Genomic DNA, 16,074 nt, shown 5'->3' on the forward strand with positions numbered 1-16,074 from the left:
CGCCGCCTCTGTATTTCACGGGACCGGATGCAGGCGGGCTGGTGATTGCCGGTCGGGCCGCAGATCTACGAGCCGCGATTACGTTTAACCGGCTGACTGTGAGGCGGAATGATCCGCCGCCGCTGGCCGGTCTCAGCTGCAGCTTACTCCGCGGCAGGGACGGCCGGCTGATTCAGGGAGTGGTTCTCCTGCTGCTGATGCGGAGCTTCTCCTGGAGTTGCAACCGCTTCGTACAGCAGGTAGCCGCCGATGACGAGTAAAAGGTACACGACGCCGGAAAGCGCCCATGCAGCTGTGCGGCTCATCTCATCGCCCCTTCGTTTCTTGTGATTCCAGGTTCCAGTTTGACGCGTTGCAGGCGCAGGGCGTTCAGCACGACCGACACCGAGCTGAAGGCCATCGCCGCTCCGGCCAGCCAGGGCGCGAGGAAGCCCAGCGCCGCCACAGGGATGCCCAGCGTGTTGTAGGCAAAGGCCCAGAACAGGTTCTGCTTGATGTTGCGGATGGTTTTGCGGCTCATCAGGATCGCGTCGGCTACGCCGTTTAGATCGCCGCGCATCAGGGTAATGTCTGCCGCCTCCATGGCCACGTCCGTTCCGGTGCCGATCGCCATCCCAATGTCGGCGGTGGCCAGTGCGGGCGCGTCATTGATCCCGTCGCCCACCATCGCTACCCTGCGGCCCTGCTGCTGCAGCTTTTTCACTTCGTCCGCCTTTCCTTCCGGCAGCACTTCCGCGATCACCCGATCGATTCCCGTCTGGCGGGCGATCGCCTCCGCCGTCAGCCGATTGTCGCCGGTGATCATGACGACCTCCAGTCCCATCGCCTTCAAGCGCTGCACCGCCTCGCGGGACGTCGGCTTGATCGTATCGGCCACCGCCACCAGCCCGGCCAGCCGGCCGTCCACGGCCACCAGCATTGCCGTTTTGCCCTCCTGCTCGAGCCGTGCCATTGCCTCCGCCGCCTGGTCAAACGGGATCTGATGCCTGTCCAGGAGACGTCGCGTCCCTACCAGCACCTCCCTGCCGTCTACTGCGGCGCGGATGCCAAACCCGGGAACCGCCTCAAACGTGTCGGCGGCTCCGCTCAGCGTGACGCCCCTGTCGACAACGCCCTTGACGATCGCCTGAGCCAGCGGATGCTCGGAGTGTTTCTCCGCCGCTCCCACCAGCGCCAGCAGCTCCGCTTCCTCCATCCCGTAGGCCAGCACGTCAGTCAGCGCCGGCTCCCCTTTCGTCACCGTGCCCGTTTTGTCCAGCACGATCACATCCAGCTTGTGGGCCGTCTCCAGGTGTTCACCGCCCTTGAACAAAATCCCCAGTTCAGCGGCTCTGCCCGATCCGGCCATGATCGAGGTGGGCGTCGCCAGCCCCAACGCGCACGGGCAGGCGATCACCAGCACGGCAATGCCTTTCTCCAGCGCGGAGGCGAAGTCCCCCGGCGTCACCAGCAGGTACCAGACGGCGAAGGTAACGAGCGCGATGCCGACGACGACCGGCACGAAGATGCCGGAAATGCTGTCAGCCAGCCGCTGAATGGGCGCTTTGGAGCCCTGCGCCTCTTCCACGACCCGGATGATCTGGGCCAAGGCTGTCTCCTTGCCCACTTTGGTCGCCCGCACTTTGAGAAAACCGTGTTTGTTCAGCGTGGCGCCGATGACCTCGTCGCCCGCCGCCTTGTCGACAGGAACGCTTTCACCGGTCAGCATCGATTCATCGACCGCCGACTGTCCCTCCAGCACGATGCCGTCAACAGGCACCTTTTCCCCCGGCTTCACGTGGACAATGTCGCCCGGACGCACGTCTTCCACCGGAATCGTCAGCTCCTCGCCGTCACGGACCACCACGGCCGTCTTCGCTCTCAGACCCATCAGCTTGCGAATCGCCTGTGACGAACGCCCCTTGGCCTTTGCCTCAAACAGCTTGCCGAGCAGAATCAGCGTAATCAGCACGGCGCTCGTCTCAAAATAGAGCTCCGTCATGTGCGCCCCCGACCCGATGGAGCGAACCGCCAGGTAGAGACTGTAAAAGTAGGCGGCCGATGTGCCCAAGGCGACCAGCACATCCATGTTGGCGCTGCCGTTGCGCAGTGCCTTGTAGGCGCCGACGTAAAACTGCCGGCCGACGATGAACTGCACCGGCGTCGCCAGCGCCAACTGCACCCACGGATTCATGAACATCTCCGGCAGCCAGATGAACGAAGTGAAGGAAAAATGGCTGACCATCGCCCACAAAAGGGGGAGGGAGAGGATCAGGGAAAAGAGAAACTTCCCGGTTTGCCGGTCGATTTCCTCCGCCCGGCGGTCAACCGTCTCCGCATCAGTCTGATCGTCCTTGGCAGCCGCTTGATACCCCAGCTTTTCCACCTGACGGATCAGGTCGTCCACGCCGACCTGCCCCGCGTCGTATTCCACGGTGGCTGTCTCCATGGCCAGGTTGACGTTTGCCTCCAGCACCCCGGGCAATTTGTGCAGCCCCTTTTCGATCCGGGCCGCGCATGCCGCGCAGGTCATGCCGGAAATCGAAACCGTCGCTTCTTTTATTTTCGCGCTCATCGCGTCTTCCTCCGCATCAAGATACCCACGAGGGGTATATTTTTGGTAGTATTCCCTCCAAGGCTCCTGTTTATTACATGCCCATTATATAATACCCCGGGTGGGTATATCAAGCATTTGCGCTAACATCTTCTGCCAAAAAAAGGGCGCCGTCCGTTTTTGGACAGCGCACAATGGCGGCCGCTGTTATTGCGGGCCGTTTCAGTTTTTCTTGGCGTGATAGGCGACGGCAATCTTCGCCGCTACTTCCGCGTTGTGTTTCACCAGAGCGATGTTGGTCTGCAGGCTCTTGCCGGCCGTCAACTGTTTGACCCGGTCGAGCAGGAATGGTGTCACTTGCTTTCCGGTGATGCCCTTTTCCTTGGCTTCCGCCAGCGCTTGCTCGATGACGGCTTCGATCTCGCGGTGATTCAGCGCGTCCGCTTCCGGCACCGGATTGGCGATGACCAGACCGCCGTTCAGTCCCAACTGCCACTTGGTGTCCATCAGCGTCGCCACTTCCTCCGGCGTGTCCAGGCGGAAATCGACACCAAAGCCGCTCTCGCGGGCAAAGAAGGACGGGAACTCGGCCGTGCGGTAGCCGACCACCGGCACACCGTGCGTCTCCAGGTATTCCAGCGTGCGGCCCAGGTCGAGAATCGACTTGGCTCCGGCGCAGACGACGGCCACGTTGGTTTGGGCCAGTTCGGTCAGGTCAGCGGACACGTCCCAGGTGATCTCCCCTTCGCGGTGCACCCCGCCGATGCCGCCGGTGGCAAACACGCGGATGCCGGACAACTGCGCGGCGATCATCGTGGCGGCTACAGTGGTGGCGCCGATTTTGCCGCTCGCCAGAATGTACGGAAAGTCGCGGCGGCTTACTTTTTCCACCGATTTGTTGGTGGCAAATTCCTCCAGTTCAGCCTCGGTCAGCCCGATCTTGATTTTTCCGTTCATGATCCCGATGGTGGCCGGCACGGCGCCGTTGTCGCGGATGATGCGCTCCACTTCTTTGGCCATTTCGATGTTTTGCGGGTACGGCATGCCGTGTGAGATGATCGTCGTCTCCAGCGCCACGACCGGCTGGTTGTTCTCCAGCGCGTGACGCACTTCTTCCGTGCAGGTGAGATATTGTTTCATGGATTATCGCTCCTTTTCATATTGGCTTACTGTTTGTGCGAGCTGTTCCGGCTGCAGCAGCGGCGAGACCGACTGCTCCGTCTGCAGGGTCAGGGCGGATGCGGCCAATCCGAGGCGGCAGGCTTGTCCGAATGGTTCATTGTTGACGATGCCGTACAAAAGTCCGGAGGCAAATGCGTCGCCCGCGCCGGTGACATCCACCACCTCTGTCGGATACGGGGCCAGGTGCTCCGCCTGTTCCGCCGATTGATAGTACACGCCTTGCTCGCCCAGCGTGACGACCACCCGCTTGACGCCCCGCTCCCGGATCTGACGGCACGCCTCGGCGCACTCCTCGATCGACGTGATTGACATGCCGGCCAGCAGTTCCGCCTCTTCCCGATTGGGCAGGATCGCGTCCACGCCGTCCAGTCTCTCCGGCAGTTTCTTCGCTTTCGCGGAAGAGACCGGATCGATATACAGCGGGATGTTTTCCTGTTTGCAGCGCTGGATGATGTACGCCAGGCAATCCGCCGGCAGATTGGTATCGAGAAAAACGGCCCGCGCTGCCGCGATATGGGACCACTTGTCTGCAAACATCTCCGGGGTAAGCGCGTCGTAGATGTCCATGTTGGCCAGCGAGACCACCATCTCCCCGTCGATGTCCAGAAGCGCGGTGTAGGTGCCCGTGCGTTGGGCCGGCAGCCGCCATACCTGGCTGACGTCCACGCCGTGTCTTTTCGTCTCCTGCAAAATCCATTCGCCCTCTTTGTCTTCACCGACGCAGCTGATCAGCGTGACGCTTGTGCCCAGCCGCCCCAGGTTTTCGGCGATGTTGCGCGCAACACCACCGCACGACTCGGTGATGGCCACCGGATTGGACGAATGCAGCCGCACTTTTTGCTTCCCGCGCGCCTTCCGGTCCAGGTTGGCTCCGCCGATGCAGACGATCCGCCCTTCGTCGCGCAGCACATAGGCACGTCCCTTGATCTCGCCCCGTTTGGTGAGCTGGGCGATGTACCCGGCCACCGCCGAGCGGGAAATGCCGATCTTGTCGGCCAGCTCCTGCTGGCTGATAAACGGATTTTCACGAATGTAGCGCAGGATGAGCTGTTCCTTGTCCACGCCCCTCCTCCTTTCTTCCGACATCATTCCCTGTTTCTTATCACATTCTCTTTCTAAACAAAAGTTTATCACATAAACAAATGTTTGAAAAGAAAAAACACACGCCCCTTTCCCCAGACAAGAAACGCGCCTGCCGCCCCGCAACCAATCTTCGGCGCACATTGGGATTGCGCCCGGCATGGGACAGGCATACCGAGACAAGCTGCATGAGCCGCCCTGTTTCGCGCACACTAAGCGAAAAACAGGTGGGATCTCAATTGGCTGATCAACGAGAAAAGCAAAATCACGAAGACGAGTATTTTTTCTTTGACCTGTCCGACGAAAGCCACGAAAAACTGCTGGATAAAGAACTGCGGGAAGCAAAGGAAAATCCGCTGGGCCCGCTGGAGGAAGTCACCAAAGTGGAATACTAGGCCGTACTGCCGGCACCCTCTGCCCGCTCGCATCGCAAGCACCAGGGGGTGTCGCCTTTCATGCCGCTATCCCCTGTCAGCTCGGCTAATTGACAAGACAATCCCTCTCGTGTACCATTGTCTCAAATTAGAGATATTAAACATCAAAACAAAAAGGAGGGCCATCCTTTATGACAGATACGCAGCAGCGAAACGAGTCACTTGATCTCCTGATTGCGCTGTCCCGTTCCTACAACTGGGTCACGGCCCATGTCAACCGCGACATCCGCCGCCATGGATTGAACCCGACAGAATTTGGCGTCCTGGAAGTCCTGTTTCATAAAGGCCCCCAACCGTTGCAGCAAATCGGCGAAAAAATCCTGATCTCCAGCGGAAACATTACCTACGTTGTGGATAAACTAGAAAAAAAGAAGCTGCTGGTACGCAAGCCCTGTGCAGAGGATCGGCGCGTCATTTACGCGGAGCTGACCGACCAGGGCAAACAGTTTTTGGCTGATATTTTTCCGTCCCACAAGGAAGCGATCGAAAAGGCTGTGAGCGGCCTTACCGCCGAGGAAAAACAGCAGGCGATCGCGCTGCTGAAAAAGCTGGGGAGGGCCGCGCAGGAACGATTTTAGAAAATGCCTGCTGCCCGCAGCCAATAAAGACCTTGACAAAACAGCGGAGAGATAATAATCTTGAAATCAAGATTTACAAAACAAAGGTTATTGACTTACAAAATGAAAGGAGAAACCGCATGAGCAAAGTTCTGTTTGTGAAAGCCAACAACCGTCCCATTGAACAATCCGTCAGCGTGAAGCTGTACCACGCGTTTCTGGATAGCTACAAAGAATCCCATCCGAACGACGAGGTAGTGGAACTGGACCTGTTTGCGGAAAACCTGCCTTACTACGACGTGACGAAAATCAACGCCATGTACAAATCCGGCCAAGGCATGGAGCTGACCGCAGAAGAACAGAAGGCAGCCGATCTGGTGAACAAGTATCTGAATCAGTTCCTGGAGGCAGACAAGGTGGTGTTCGCTTTCCCGCTGTGGAACTTCACCGTGCCTGCCGTGCTGCATACCTACATTGATTACCTGTGCCAGGCCGGCAAAACGTTTAAATACACCCCGGAAGGTCCGGTTGGCCTGCTGAACAACAAAAAAGTGGCCCTGCTGAACGCGCGCGGCGGCATCTACTCCGAAGGTCCGGCTGCGGCGGCTGAAATGGCTGTAAACTTTGTACAAAACGTCCTCGGCTTCCTCGGAGTGAAAGACATCTCCACCGTGATCGTGGAGGGGCACAACCAATTCCCGGACAAAGCCGAAGCGATCGTGCAGGAAGGCTTGGAAAAGGCAGCAAAACTGGCGGAGACCTTCTAAGGCCCGCCGGCCTTTTTGGACAAACATCTTGATTTTGAGATATTTAAAATTAAAATATATGAAGGAGAGATGAACATCATGATGGATCTTGGTTTGTTGATCATTCGTCTGGTCGTGGGATTGACGTTTGCGGGGCACGGCGCCCAAAAACTGTTTGGCTGGTTCGGGGGCCACGGATTGAAAGGAACCGGCGGATGGATGGAGTCCATCGGATTGAAGCCGGGCGTTACCATGGCGCTGTTGGCCGGACTGGGTGAGCTGGTGGGCGGCCTGCTGTTTGCCGCCGGTGTCGGCACGTGGGTCGGTGCGCTGTTGATCGCCCTGACCATGCTGGTGGCAATCGTCAAAGTTCACGGCGCCAACGGCTACTGGGTGACGCAAAACGGATACGAATACAACCTGGTGCTGATTGCGGTGGCAATCGGAGTAGCCCTGATCGGCCCCGGCGCTTACGTCCTGTTCTGATCATCGCACGAAAAATGGTAGCTTTCGGAGACCGCATCCCTGTGTTGAAGGAGGAACTGCACATGCACATCGCTGTTTATTCGCCAAACGAACAAGGTAAAGGTCATTTCGGCAGCGGCGAGATCGTGGAGAACAAACCGATCGGCTTTCCGCACGAACACTCGGCTGTCAAGCGCGTCGGCCCGCTGTTTTACTGGGCCTGGGCCAAATCGCTGGCCACGTTTGAGATTCCCCTGCATCCCCACTCCGGTTTTGAAATCATTTCGTACGTCTTGACAGGCACGGTGGGGCATCGCGATACGCTTGGCAACCTGCAGCAGGTCTCGACCGGTGGCGCACAGGTCATGCAGACCGGCTCGGGCGTCTATCACGCGGAAGAACTGCCGGCGGGAACGGAAATGTTTCAGATCTGGTTTGAACCGCATCTGGCCCGCGCCGTCAAGGAAGCACCCACGTACCATCAATACGACCATGAACAGTTTCCCGTGGAGGAAGCGGACGGCGTCCGGATCAAACATGTGATCGGCCCACAGGCGCCTATCCGGCTCGTGACCGACGCGGAGATGGCCGATATTGAGATCGCGGCAGGGCAATCCTGGACCTATTCTCTCCCGGACGGATACGCTCTGGCGGCCGTGGTGGTGAGCGGCCGCGGCACTGCCTGGCCGCAGCGGCAGGCGGACGGCGGCGCTGCCGACAACGCTCCCCTGGAAACAGGCGACTTCACCGTCGTCACAACCAACGGGACGGAATCGGTCGTTTTCCAAGCCGAACCGGGTGAATCGCTGCGCCTCGTCGCCATCCGCGTCCCCGCCGAGGTGGAGTACCCGCTGTATCGCAAATAATCGCAGCGGCAAAAACGAGGCCGTCACGCAGAAAGTGACGGCCTTTTTATTATGTTCGCGCCTCCTCCGCAAGCTGATCGGCCGGCCGATTTCTAAGTCTGGCCAGCCCCTTGTTAAACTTTTGTTTGAAAGGAAAAGTGACGCATTTCCTCCTCCCATTCACGGTTTTCCCCTTCATTCATCCGTTTTTCCGGCAGGAATTTCCCCGTTTTCCCGCGAAAAAAGACGTACATACGTTCGCCCTTTCATTTCCATCGATTCGGAGGAGAGTCACATGCTGCCCTGTAAACCGACTGCCGCCTTTGATTCCTTGTTCGAATACGCCGAGCGGATCAACCGGCTGAACGGCGGTACCGCCTGCGCCATCTACGTCATCCAGCGCGGCCGCATCGTCGCGGAGCACTACAGCGGCCGCCACTCCCACGCAGCCGATGCCCGTCCGGCGGCTGCCGATTCGCAGTTTCACGTCGCTTCCGTCCGCAAAAGCTACATCGGCTTTGCGGTCGCCTGGGCTGTGCACTCCGGCGGCATCGCCTCGCTGGACGAACCGGTCTCCCGCTACCTCTCTACGGATGAGGACAGCCGCCGCCTGCTGGACGGAGTCGCCGTCCGCCATTTGTTGACCCACACGCACGGACTGGATCGCGATGGCGATGGCCGGCTGGTCAGCCGCTTCGCACCGGGCACCGGCTGGGCTTACAACAACACGGGCATCCAACTGCTCACCGAGCTGGTTCCCCGGGTGACCGGACTGACCGTCGCCGAATTGCTGGAGGAGAAGATTTTTGCCCCGCTCGGCTGGCGGGAGACCGGCTGGCGTACCGCTCCGGCGGAAACGCTGGTGCCGGTCATCATGGATCAGAAGGGTACCGCCAAGCTGCTGATTCACCCGGACCCGTCCGGTGCGGAACCCAATCTGCACGTTTCCGCGCGGGAGCTTGCCTGGTGGGGGTATCTCCACCTGAAAGCCGGTCAGCTCAACGGCAAGCAAATCGCTCCGGAAGCGGTATTTCGCCTGTCCGTGTCCTGCCAGTCGCCCTCGTCGCTGCCCCCCGGCCTGCCTCAAAACGGCTGTCTCTGGTTCGTCAATTCGGGGCCGTCGCCGCAGTACATCATCGGGGACAGCGTTCCCCGGGGCTCATACAAGATCGTCGGCCATTCCGGACCGCTCCTGCTCGTCGTGCCGGAACTGGACCTGGTGTTGGTCCGTATGGCCAACAAAAACGGCAACTACGAGGATGAGCAGGGCACCTATCTCGATTACCTGAAAGCGTTCAGCGACCGCGCCGTGGCAGCGGCCAAACGGGCGTAACCACCGCTTGGGCCCTGCTGATGAGCCAAGCTCGAAACGAACAAACGGTCTCCCCCGTCAGCGGGAGGAGACCGTTGTCATATCGAGCATCGTGCCTTCCCTGGCGAACCGCGTGTGCCAGGAGAACGCTTTTTCCAGCACATGCGGCGTATGGCCGCCGCGCGCCAGCGCTTCCCGGAAGTAGTCGCGCAGTTGATCACGATAGAGCGGGTGGGCGCAATTCTCGATGATCAGCCGGGCCCGTTCGCGCGGCGCCAGACCGCGCAGGTCGGCCAATCCCTGCTCCGTGACGACGATATCGACGTCGTGCTCCGTGTGGTCCACGTGGGAGACAAACGGAACGATGCTGGAGATCCTGCCGCCCTTGGCCACCGACTTGGTGACAAATATCCCCAGGCGGGCATTGCGGGCAAAGTCGCCGGACCCGCCGATGCCGTTCATCATGCGCGTCCCCAGGACGTTGGTCGAATTGACGTTGCCGTAGATGTCAAACTCCAGGGCAGTGTTGATGGAGATGAGCCCCAGACGGCGGATTATCTCGGGATGGTTGCTGATCTCCTGCGGCCGTAGCACCAGCTTGTCGCGGTACGCGTGGAAGTTGGCTGCCACCTGTTTCATTTTCTCCGCCGTCAGCGTGATCGAACAACCGGACGCAAATGTCACCTTGCCTGCGTCAATCAGCTCAAACACAGCGTCCTGCAGCACCTCGGAATACACCGTCAAACCGGAAAACTCCGACTCCAAAAATCCGTTGAACACCGCATTGGCGACTGAACCGATACCGGACTGCAACGGCATCAGGTTTCGCGGCAACCGCCCTTTTTTCACTTCATGACGCAAAAACTCGATCAAATGGCCGGCCATCACCGCCGTTTCCTCATCCGGCTCGGCGATCGTGGACGGAGAGTCCCACTGCTCAGTGATGACGATGCCCTTCACTTTCTCCGGGTCGACCGGAATGCCCTTTTTCCCGATCCGCTGTTCGGCCGAGGTCAGCGGGATCGGCGCACGTCCCCCCTGCCGGCCTGGCGTGTAGATGTCGTGGATGCCTTCCAGCGCGAGCGGCTGTGCCACGTTCAGCTCGATGATGACGTGCTTGGCATGTTCCACGAAGACGTTGGAATTGCCCACAGAGGTCGACGGAATGATCATCCCGTCTTCCGTTACTGCAACCGCTTCCACGATTGCATAATCAATCGGGTCCATCACTCCCGCGCGGATCAGCTCGGCCGTATGGGACAAATGCTGATCGACAAACAGCAGTTCTCCCTCGTTGATCTTTTGCCGCATCACCGAATCCACCTGAAACGGCAGCCGCTTGCCGACTATTCCCGCTTCCGCCAACACCGTGTCCACGCCGGAGCCCAGGGACGCCCCCGTGTATACGTTGACGGTAAGCCGCCGTCTCCCCTGTTTTGCCTGTTCTGCCAGGGCGACCGGCACGACCTTGGCATCTCCTGCCCGCGTAAACCCGCTCAGCCCGAGGGTCATGCCATCCTCAATCCAGCTTGCCGCTTCCTCTGCCTGGACGATTTTGTCTCGCAGGCGTTGATCGCGTAAGCGCTCCCATACCATATTAGCCACCTGCCCATTTCGTTCGTCTGTTTGCTACCACAGTAGCACATCCAAACTGAACGAGCACTCGATTTCCCGCAAGCCAGAAAATGCGGCGGCAGGCCAGAAAAAACACCCCTGAACATCAACGGCGCCCAACGACAGGCCCAGGGCTTAACGTCCCTTAAAACCCGAGCCTTTGCCGGAAATGGCTGGCGTAGGACTGGCTGACCGGCACGCGGGTCCGCTGCTTGTCTTTCATCTCCAGCATGAATGTAGAGTGAAAATGCGGATGGATAAAGCCAACGGCTTCGATATTGACCAGATAGCTCCGATGGCAGCGAACGAACCGCTCGGGCGGCAGCATTCGTTCCAGTTCGGTCAGGCTGTAGCGGTTGACGTACGAGCCGTTTGCCGTGTGCAGCAGCGTTTTGCCCTCGTGTGAACGGATAAACATGATGTCCGACACGTGGACAGGCAGCCAGCCGTTGTCCGTCTTGCCGGTCAGCACGGTCAGCGCCGGCAGCGGCGCCATAAGCGGCATCAACACCCGAGGGTATATCGCAGTGACGCAGCCCTCGAGCCGTGCGCCGCGCACAAGCGGCAGCGAGACACCGTAATAGGGAACGCCAAACACCCGGCTTTCCACGTATTGCGCCACTTTCCGGCGAGCAGTAAGCGCTTTGTGCGTCGCCGAGCCTTCCCGCACCGCGTCGCCCGGTTTGATTTTCAGGTCGATGCTGGCGCTGGGCTGATAGTAAATGTAGCGGGAATCGTCCGAGACGGCGATGGACACGCCCTCCGGGATCACTTCACCGATCATCTGCAATACTTCGGGAACCAGTGTTTTCTCCATGCTTCATCCCTCTGCCATGAAAATGGATGTGTACTTTTATTAAAACACAATTGCGCCTGCTCCGGACGAACTCTCCTCTCTTTTCCACCGGCGGCGCCAATTTCGCAATTTGAACGGCAACGGAAAAAGACCCCGGCGCTGCATGTGCAGTCCGAGGTCTTTTCACCATTACGACATTACGACGTTTTCCTTCTGGACATATCCGACTCGCCTTGGTACTTGTATTCTTTCTCCCAGAAATCCGCGTCGGCAATGCCCACCTTGACTGGATCGAATACCGGGTCTTTCCCTTCTTTCATCTGGCGTTCATAGTCCTTTAAGACGGCCAGCGCCGGCTTGGTGAGCAGCAGAATGGCGATGATGTTCAGCCACGCCATGCTGCCGACGCCAATGTCCCCCAAGGTCCAGGCCAGACCTGCCGTCTTCACGCTTCCGTAGAAGGTAACCCCCAGGATGACGATCTTCAAGGCGTACTCCGTCCAGGGGCGCTTCACGTAGCGGTTGAGATAGGCCAGGTTGGTCTCCGCCATGTAGTAGTAGGCCATGATCGTGGTAAAGGCAAAGAACAGAAGCGCAATCGCGACAAACGGAGCGCCGAAGCCGGGGAACACCGACTCGATAGCCTGCTGGGTATAAATCGGACCCGGCTCGACGTTACCCAGGTTGTTCACGATGGGCGCCGCTCCTTCAGGCGTTACGTTGTACATGCCGGTAATCAAAATCATGAAAGCGGTTGCAGAACAGACAAACCACGTATCCACGTAGACGGAGAACGCCTGAACCAGCCCCTGCTTGGCAGGATGGGATACTTCTGCTGCAGAGGCGGCATGCGGTGCGGTCCCCTGTCCCGCTTCGTTGGAATAGATTCCCCGCTTCACACCCCAGGAGATGGCGGCGCCGAGAATGCCGCCGAAGGCTGCGTCCACACCAAACGCACTTTGGAAGATCAGCTTCAACACGCCAGGCAATTGGTTAATGTTCATAATGACAATAATCAAGGCCACCAAAATATAACCCAGCGCCATAAACGGCACGACTACCTGTGCTACATTGGCAATCCGCTTGACGCCGCCGAAGATGATCGCAGCCAACAACACGACCAGGAAAATACCCGTAATGGCAGGGTGGATATTAAAGGCGTTTTCGATCCCCGCCGCGATGCTGTTTGCCTGCACACCCGGCAGCAGCACGCCCGTTGCAATGACGGTCACCACTGCAAACAAGACAGCGTACCATTTCAGCTTCAGCCCTTTTTCAATGTAATAGGCAGGGCCGCCGCGAAACTGGCCATCTTGTTTGGTTTTGTACACCTGACCCAAGGCGGCTTCGACGAACGCCGAACCTGCCCCCAAAAAGGCCATCATCCACATCCAGAAGACCGCACCCGGTCCCCCTGCAGCGATCGCGGTCGCCACGCCGGCGATGTTGCCCGTCCCGACACGGCCGGACAGCGCCATCGACAAGGCTTGGAAAGACGATACCCCTGCCTCGGAGCTCTTTCCTTCAAACATGTGCTTGATCATGGCTTTAAAGTGTCTCAGCTGCAGAAACCGGGTCGCCAACGAGTAAAACAAGCCTGTCCCCAAACAGAGATAAATCATTGCAGGACTCCAAATAAGGTCGTTGATCCACGTAATGATTGCTTCCAAATAAATTGCCCCCTTTCAAAATCTTTCGATATTGTGCAATTATAAAATATTTCGTTTGTTCATACAACTGGAAATAATTTCGACACCGTCCGAAACCAGACCAGCCAATGAATCACCGTCATATTGAATACCCACTGTCTTGCGAGAAAACGTATGGCCGCCAAAACAAAAAAGGACGGTAAAAACCGTCCTGACATATATGGATACATGGAGGGATGCGGGGAAAGAGTGGTGTTGCTCGCCTATGACCGAATGTCTCGCCGTTAGTTCTGGGCGGAATCGGTAGTAGATTCGGAACCTGTCGAACCCGAATCGGTGGAGCCGGTGGTGTCAGAAGCCCCCGTCGAGGCGTCGGACGTGCCGGCATTCGAGTCAGCTACACCAGCATTCGCGTTCGATTGTTCTTGAGAAACCGAGCTGTCGGTCGATTGGTTTTCCGTTTGAGTAGACGTCTCCGGAGTCGTGGCACTTCCGCCGTCCTGCTGTGTTGCCGGTTCCGGCGTGTCCGTTCCATTGGAGCATGCCACCAGGCTGCCGGACAGCAGTACAGCCACAGCGGCCAGGGATACCCATGTTTTTTTCATGTTCATTCTCCCCTTTCGTTTCAAGGTTCATGACGACCTCGCCGTCACACTCATAGCGTAACGGGAAAAGATAGCCATTCCGTGAGCGAAGTGGGAAAAAACCATGAACAAACTATGAAAAAATCATGACCGTCCCGAACCGCTTCGACGCCGTATTACTGCGCTTGCGCCTGACGGTACTTTTCCACGGTCGGCAGCCAGACCGTAAACGTGGTTCCCAAGCCCGGCTCGCTTTCCACCGTGATGGTTCCGTCGTGCAGTTCGACCAGCTCTTTGACGATCGCCAGCCCCAACCCCGTGCCCTTGTTTTTCTTGGAACGTCCGCGATCTACCTTGAAAAACCGTTCCCAAATGCGCGGGAGGTCGTCTGCAGCGATGCCAATGCCGCTGTCGGCGACAGACATCCTCACCCACTCGCCATCCGGTTCTGCGGTGATGCGGATCGTCCCTTCGTCGGTAAATTTCACTGCATTTTTGACCAGGTTTTTCACAATTTGGGCGACACGGTCCTTATCGGCGTAGATCTTCGGCAGGTTGTCCGCCAGTGCCACCTCGATCTCCAGCCCTTTCTCCGCCGCTTCAGGGCGAAAGGCAAACGCCGTCTTGTTGATCACCTCGGCCACATCGACCGGGAATCTGGCCAGCGTCACCTCGTTGTTCTCCAATTTCATCAAATCCATCAGGTCGTCTACCAGACGGTTGATTTGCATCGTTTCCGAGTACATCACGGCGTAATACTTTTGCCGCGCTTCCTCCTCTTCCACCAGGCCGTCCTGCAGCGCCTCCAAAAAGCCTTGGATCGCCGTCAGCGGCGTCCGCAGCTCATGCGACACGTTGGCGAGAAAATCGTTGCGCACCCGCTCCAGGTGGTGCCGTTCCTGCTCCACCCGTTCCAGCTTTTCCGCCAACGTATTGATCGTCTGCGCAAGGTCGCTGATCTCGTCCGCCGTGTCTATCTTGACCCGCTCGGCGTAGTTGCCTCGTCCAATTTCCGTGGCCGTGCGCTCGATTTTTTTCAGCGGCCGGGAGATCGACCACGAGAGATAGGAGACCATTGCCGTGGACAGCAGGACGCCGAACAGGGTGGCCCAGAGGATGGTTTCCCGCATTTGGGCAAAGGTGCGCTCGATGCCTTCGATCGGGGCGTGCAGAATGATCCCCCCGTAGATCTCCTCTCCTTCTCCCCAGGGAATGGCGACGGAGAGCATCGGGTCCTCCAAGCCATCGATCTTCAGTTCCGTTACCGCGTTTTCCCCGTTCAGCACCTTGTTGGCGATCGACATCGCGACCGATTTTCCCGTAAACACTTCGTCTTTCATCGAGGTGGCGACAATCTTCCCATCAGCGTCAAACAGCCAGATGCGCACATCGTACGTTTCGTCCAGATTACGCAGTTGTTCCAGCAGACGTGCATTAACCCGACGGCTGTCATTTATCTGTACGTTCACTTTTTTCGCCTGGCGCAGCAGTTCCTGTTGCTTGGCATTGTAAAAGTATTCCTTGGCGAAAAAGGAGATCAACAGACCGGAGATGCCCAATCCGATCAGCACGGTGGCAAGATAGCTGAACAACAGGCGGCGGAAGATGCTTTTCGACATCCCCAGCATTACTTGTCCACCTCGAATTTGTAGCCGATTCCCCACACCGTGTGGATGCATTCGTAGGGAAGCTTGCTCAGCCGCTGCCTAATCTTTTTGATGTGCACGTCAATCGTGCGGATGTCGCCAAAATAGTCAAAACCCCAGATTTGTTCCAGCAATTGCTCACGCGAAAAGACGCTGCCCGGCGATTTTGCCAGATGGACCAGCAGGTCAAACTCCTTTGGGCGAAAGCTGATTTTTTCACCGGCTGCGATCACTTCCCGCTTGTCCAAATCAATGGACAACTGATCGAATGTGAGCAGGCGCGCCGCGTCTTCCTCCACCTTTTCCCTCGGCTGCATTCTTCTGAGGATGGCCCGAATCCTGGCCACCAGTTCACGCGGACTGAATGGTTTCGTTACATAATCGTCTGCCCCAAGCTCCAAGCCGAGCACACGGTCAAATTCTTCGTCCTTTGCCGTAAGCATGATGATCGGCGTGTCCCATCTTTTGCGGATTTCGCGGCACGCCTCAAAGCCGTCCATCTGCGGCATCATGACGTCGAGAATAATCATGTCCGGCGATTCTTTTTCCACCAGCTCCAGCGCTTGTCTGCCGTCGCTGGCCACTACCAGGTCAATCTGCTGCTTCGCAAAGTACAGGCGAATGATTTCGC

General features: G+C 58.1%; 15 protein-coding genes and 1 pseudogene (1 of these 16 cut by a window edge). 6 read left to right on the top strand and 10 right to left on the bottom strand.

Annotated elements, in window-relative coordinates:
* Positions 1-143: 143 nt before the first annotated feature.
* The 4 genes and pseudogenes from Q7F15_RS18985 to Q7F15_RS19000 form a co-directional block, all read right to left on the bottom strand.
* Positions 144-305: a hypothetical protein gene (locus tag Q7F15_RS18985; RefSeq protein ID WP_304414799.1), complete on the bottom strand. Its 162-nt coding sequence runs from the start codon at positions 303-305 to the stop codon at positions 144-146.
* Positions 302-2,599: pseudogene (locus Q7F15_RS18990) on the bottom strand (heavy metal translocating P-type ATPase); the annotation flags it as partial. The pseudogene Q7F15_RS18990 and the gene Q7F15_RS18985, both read right to left, overlap by 4 nt.
* Before the next feature lie 156 nt (positions 2,600-2,755).
* A complete protein-coding gene (locus tag Q7F15_RS18995; protein WP_304414800.1) occupies positions 2,756-3,673 on the bottom strand; it encodes a pseudouridine-5'-phosphate glycosidase in 918 nt (305 codons plus the stop codon).
* A 3-nt stretch (positions 3,674-3,676) separates the two neighbouring features.
* On the bottom strand, positions 3,677-4,777 hold the full coding sequence (locus tag Q7F15_RS19000; protein WP_212133020.1) for a carbohydrate kinase: 1,101 nt from the start codon (positions 4,775-4,777) through the stop codon (positions 3,677-3,679).
* A 257-nt stretch (positions 4,778-5,034) separates the two neighbouring features.
* On the opposite strand from Q7F15_RS19000, the gene Q7F15_RS19005 reads away from it, so the two are divergent.
* The 6 genes from Q7F15_RS19005 to Q7F15_RS19030 all read left to right on the top strand — a co-directional run bounded on the left by Q7F15_RS19005 (position 5,035) and on the right by Q7F15_RS19030 (position 9,175).
* A complete protein-coding gene (locus Q7F15_RS19005; RefSeq protein WP_304414801.1) occupies positions 5,035-5,190 on the top strand; it encodes a hypothetical protein in 156 nt (51 codons plus the stop codon).
* A gap of 170 nt (positions 5,191-5,360) precedes the next feature.
* The gene (locus tag Q7F15_RS19010; protein WP_304414802.1) at positions 5,361-5,807 is read left to right on the top strand and encodes a MarR family winged helix-turn-helix transcriptional regulator; all 447 of its coding nucleotides are present in this window, start codon (positions 5,361-5,363) and stop codon (positions 5,805-5,807) included.
* Positions 5,808-5,926: 119 nt separating this feature from the next.
* Positions 5,927-6,553 carry an FMN-dependent NADH-azoreductase gene (locus Q7F15_RS19015; protein WP_171566064.1) on the top strand — a complete coding sequence of 209 codons (627 nt, stop codon included), beginning with the start codon at positions 5,927-5,929 and terminating at the stop codon, positions 6,551-6,553.
* Positions 6,554-6,631: 78 nt separating this feature from the next.
* Positions 6,632-7,018, top strand: coding sequence for a DoxX family protein (locus tag Q7F15_RS19020; RefSeq protein WP_171566062.1), 387 nt, complete (start codon positions 6,632-6,634; stop codon positions 7,016-7,018).
* 62 nt (positions 7,019-7,080) lie between these two features.
* Positions 7,081-7,863: a pirin family protein gene (locus Q7F15_RS19025; protein ID WP_304414803.1), complete on the top strand. Its 783-nt coding sequence runs from the start codon at positions 7,081-7,083 to the stop codon at positions 7,861-7,863.
* Positions 7,864-8,137: 274 nt separating this feature from the next.
* A complete protein-coding gene (locus Q7F15_RS19030; protein ID WP_304414804.1) occupies positions 8,138-9,175 on the top strand; it encodes a serine hydrolase domain-containing protein in 1,038 nt (345 codons plus the stop codon).
* A gap of 57 nt (positions 9,176-9,232) precedes the next feature.
* Here the strand turns inward: Q7F15_RS19030 and scpC are convergent, their stop codons facing one another.
* The 6 genes from scpC to Q7F15_RS19060 all read right to left on the bottom strand — a co-directional run.
* Complete coding sequence (gene scpC / locus Q7F15_RS19035; protein WP_304414805.1) at positions 9,233-10,750, bottom strand: succinyl-CoA:acetate CoA-transferase ScpC; 1,518 nt, start codon at positions 10,748-10,750, stop codon at positions 9,233-9,235.
* Positions 10,751-10,913: 163 nt separating this feature from the next.
* Positions 10,914-11,585: a LytR/AlgR family response regulator transcription factor gene (locus Q7F15_RS19040; RefSeq protein WP_171566058.1), complete on the bottom strand. Its 672-nt coding sequence runs from the start codon at positions 11,583-11,585 to the stop codon at positions 10,914-10,916.
* A gap of 176 nt (positions 11,586-11,761) precedes the next feature.
* Positions 11,762-13,234 (bottom strand): alanine/glycine:cation symporter family protein, encoded by a 1,473-nt coding sequence (locus Q7F15_RS19045; protein WP_304414806.1) that lies wholly within the window; start codon positions 13,232-13,234, stop codon positions 11,762-11,764.
* A gap of 263 nt (positions 13,235-13,497) precedes the next feature.
* Positions 13,498-13,818, bottom strand: a complete 321-nt coding sequence (locus tag Q7F15_RS19050) for a hypothetical protein (protein WP_171566055.1) — start codon at positions 13,816-13,818, stop codon at positions 13,498-13,500.
* Positions 13,819-13,973: 155 nt separating this feature from the next.
* Positions 13,974-15,425, bottom strand: coding sequence for a sensor histidine kinase (locus Q7F15_RS19055; protein WP_304414807.1), 1,452 nt, complete (start codon positions 15,423-15,425; stop codon positions 13,974-13,976).
* Positions 15,425-16,074: the 3' portion of a response regulator transcription factor gene (locus Q7F15_RS19060; RefSeq protein WP_171566052.1), read on the bottom strand. The gene runs 46 nt beyond the window's last position; only the last 650 of its 696 coding nucleotides appear in the window; its start codon lies off the right edge, out of view; its stop codon occupies positions 15,425-15,427. The genes Q7F15_RS19055 and Q7F15_RS19060 overlap by 1 nt, the downstream gene beginning before the upstream one ends.

The organism is Brevibacillus aydinogluensis, assembly GCF_961514395.1.
Lineage (GTDB): Bacteria > Bacillota > Bacilli > Brevibacillales > Brevibacillaceae > Brevibacillus > Brevibacillus aydinogluensis.

What these genes read in the sequence shown, in the direction of transcription:
- Q7F15_RS18995 (WP_304414800.1), bottom strand. Translation starts at nt 3,673, where the DNA reads ATGAAACAATATCTCACCTGCACGGAAGAAGTGCGTCACGCGCTGGAG.
- Q7F15_RS19010 (WP_304414802.1), top strand. Translation starts at nt 5,361, where the DNA reads ATGACAGATACGCAGCAGCGAAACGAGTCACTTGATCTCCTGATTGCG.
- Q7F15_RS19055 (WP_304414807.1), bottom strand. Translation starts at nt 15,425, where the DNA reads ATGCTGGGGATGTCGAAAAGCATCTTCCGCCGCCTGTTGTTCAGCTAT.
- Q7F15_RS19030 (WP_304414804.1), top strand. Translation starts at nt 8,138, where the DNA reads ATGCTGCCCTGTAAACCGACTGCCGCCTTTGATTCCTTGTTCGAATAC.
- Q7F15_RS19050 (WP_171566055.1), bottom strand. Translation starts at nt 13,818, where the DNA reads ATGAAAAAAACATGGGTATCCCTGGCCGCTGTGGCTGTACTGCTGTCC.
- Q7F15_RS19015 (WP_171566064.1), top strand. Translation starts at nt 5,927, where the DNA reads ATGAGCAAAGTTCTGTTTGTGAAAGCCAACAACCGTCCCATTGAACAA.
- Q7F15_RS19040 (WP_171566058.1), bottom strand. Translation starts at nt 11,585, where the DNA reads ATGGAGAAAACACTGGTTCCCGAAGTATTGCAGATGATCGGTGAAGTG.
- Q7F15_RS19025 (WP_304414803.1), top strand. Translation starts at nt 7,081, where the DNA reads ATGCACATCGCTGTTTATTCGCCAAACGAACAAGGTAAAGGTCATTTC.
- Q7F15_RS18985 (WP_304414799.1), bottom strand. Translation starts at nt 305, where the DNA reads ATGAGCCGCACAGCTGCATGGGCGCTTTCCGGCGTCGTGTACCTTTTA.
- Q7F15_RS19020 (WP_171566062.1), top strand. Translation starts at nt 6,632, where the DNA reads ATGATGGATCTTGGTTTGTTGATCATTCGTCTGGTCGTGGGATTGACG.
- scpC (WP_304414805.1), bottom strand. Translation starts at nt 10,750, where the DNA reads ATGGTATGGGAGCGCTTACGCGATCAACGCCTGCGAGACAAAATCGTC.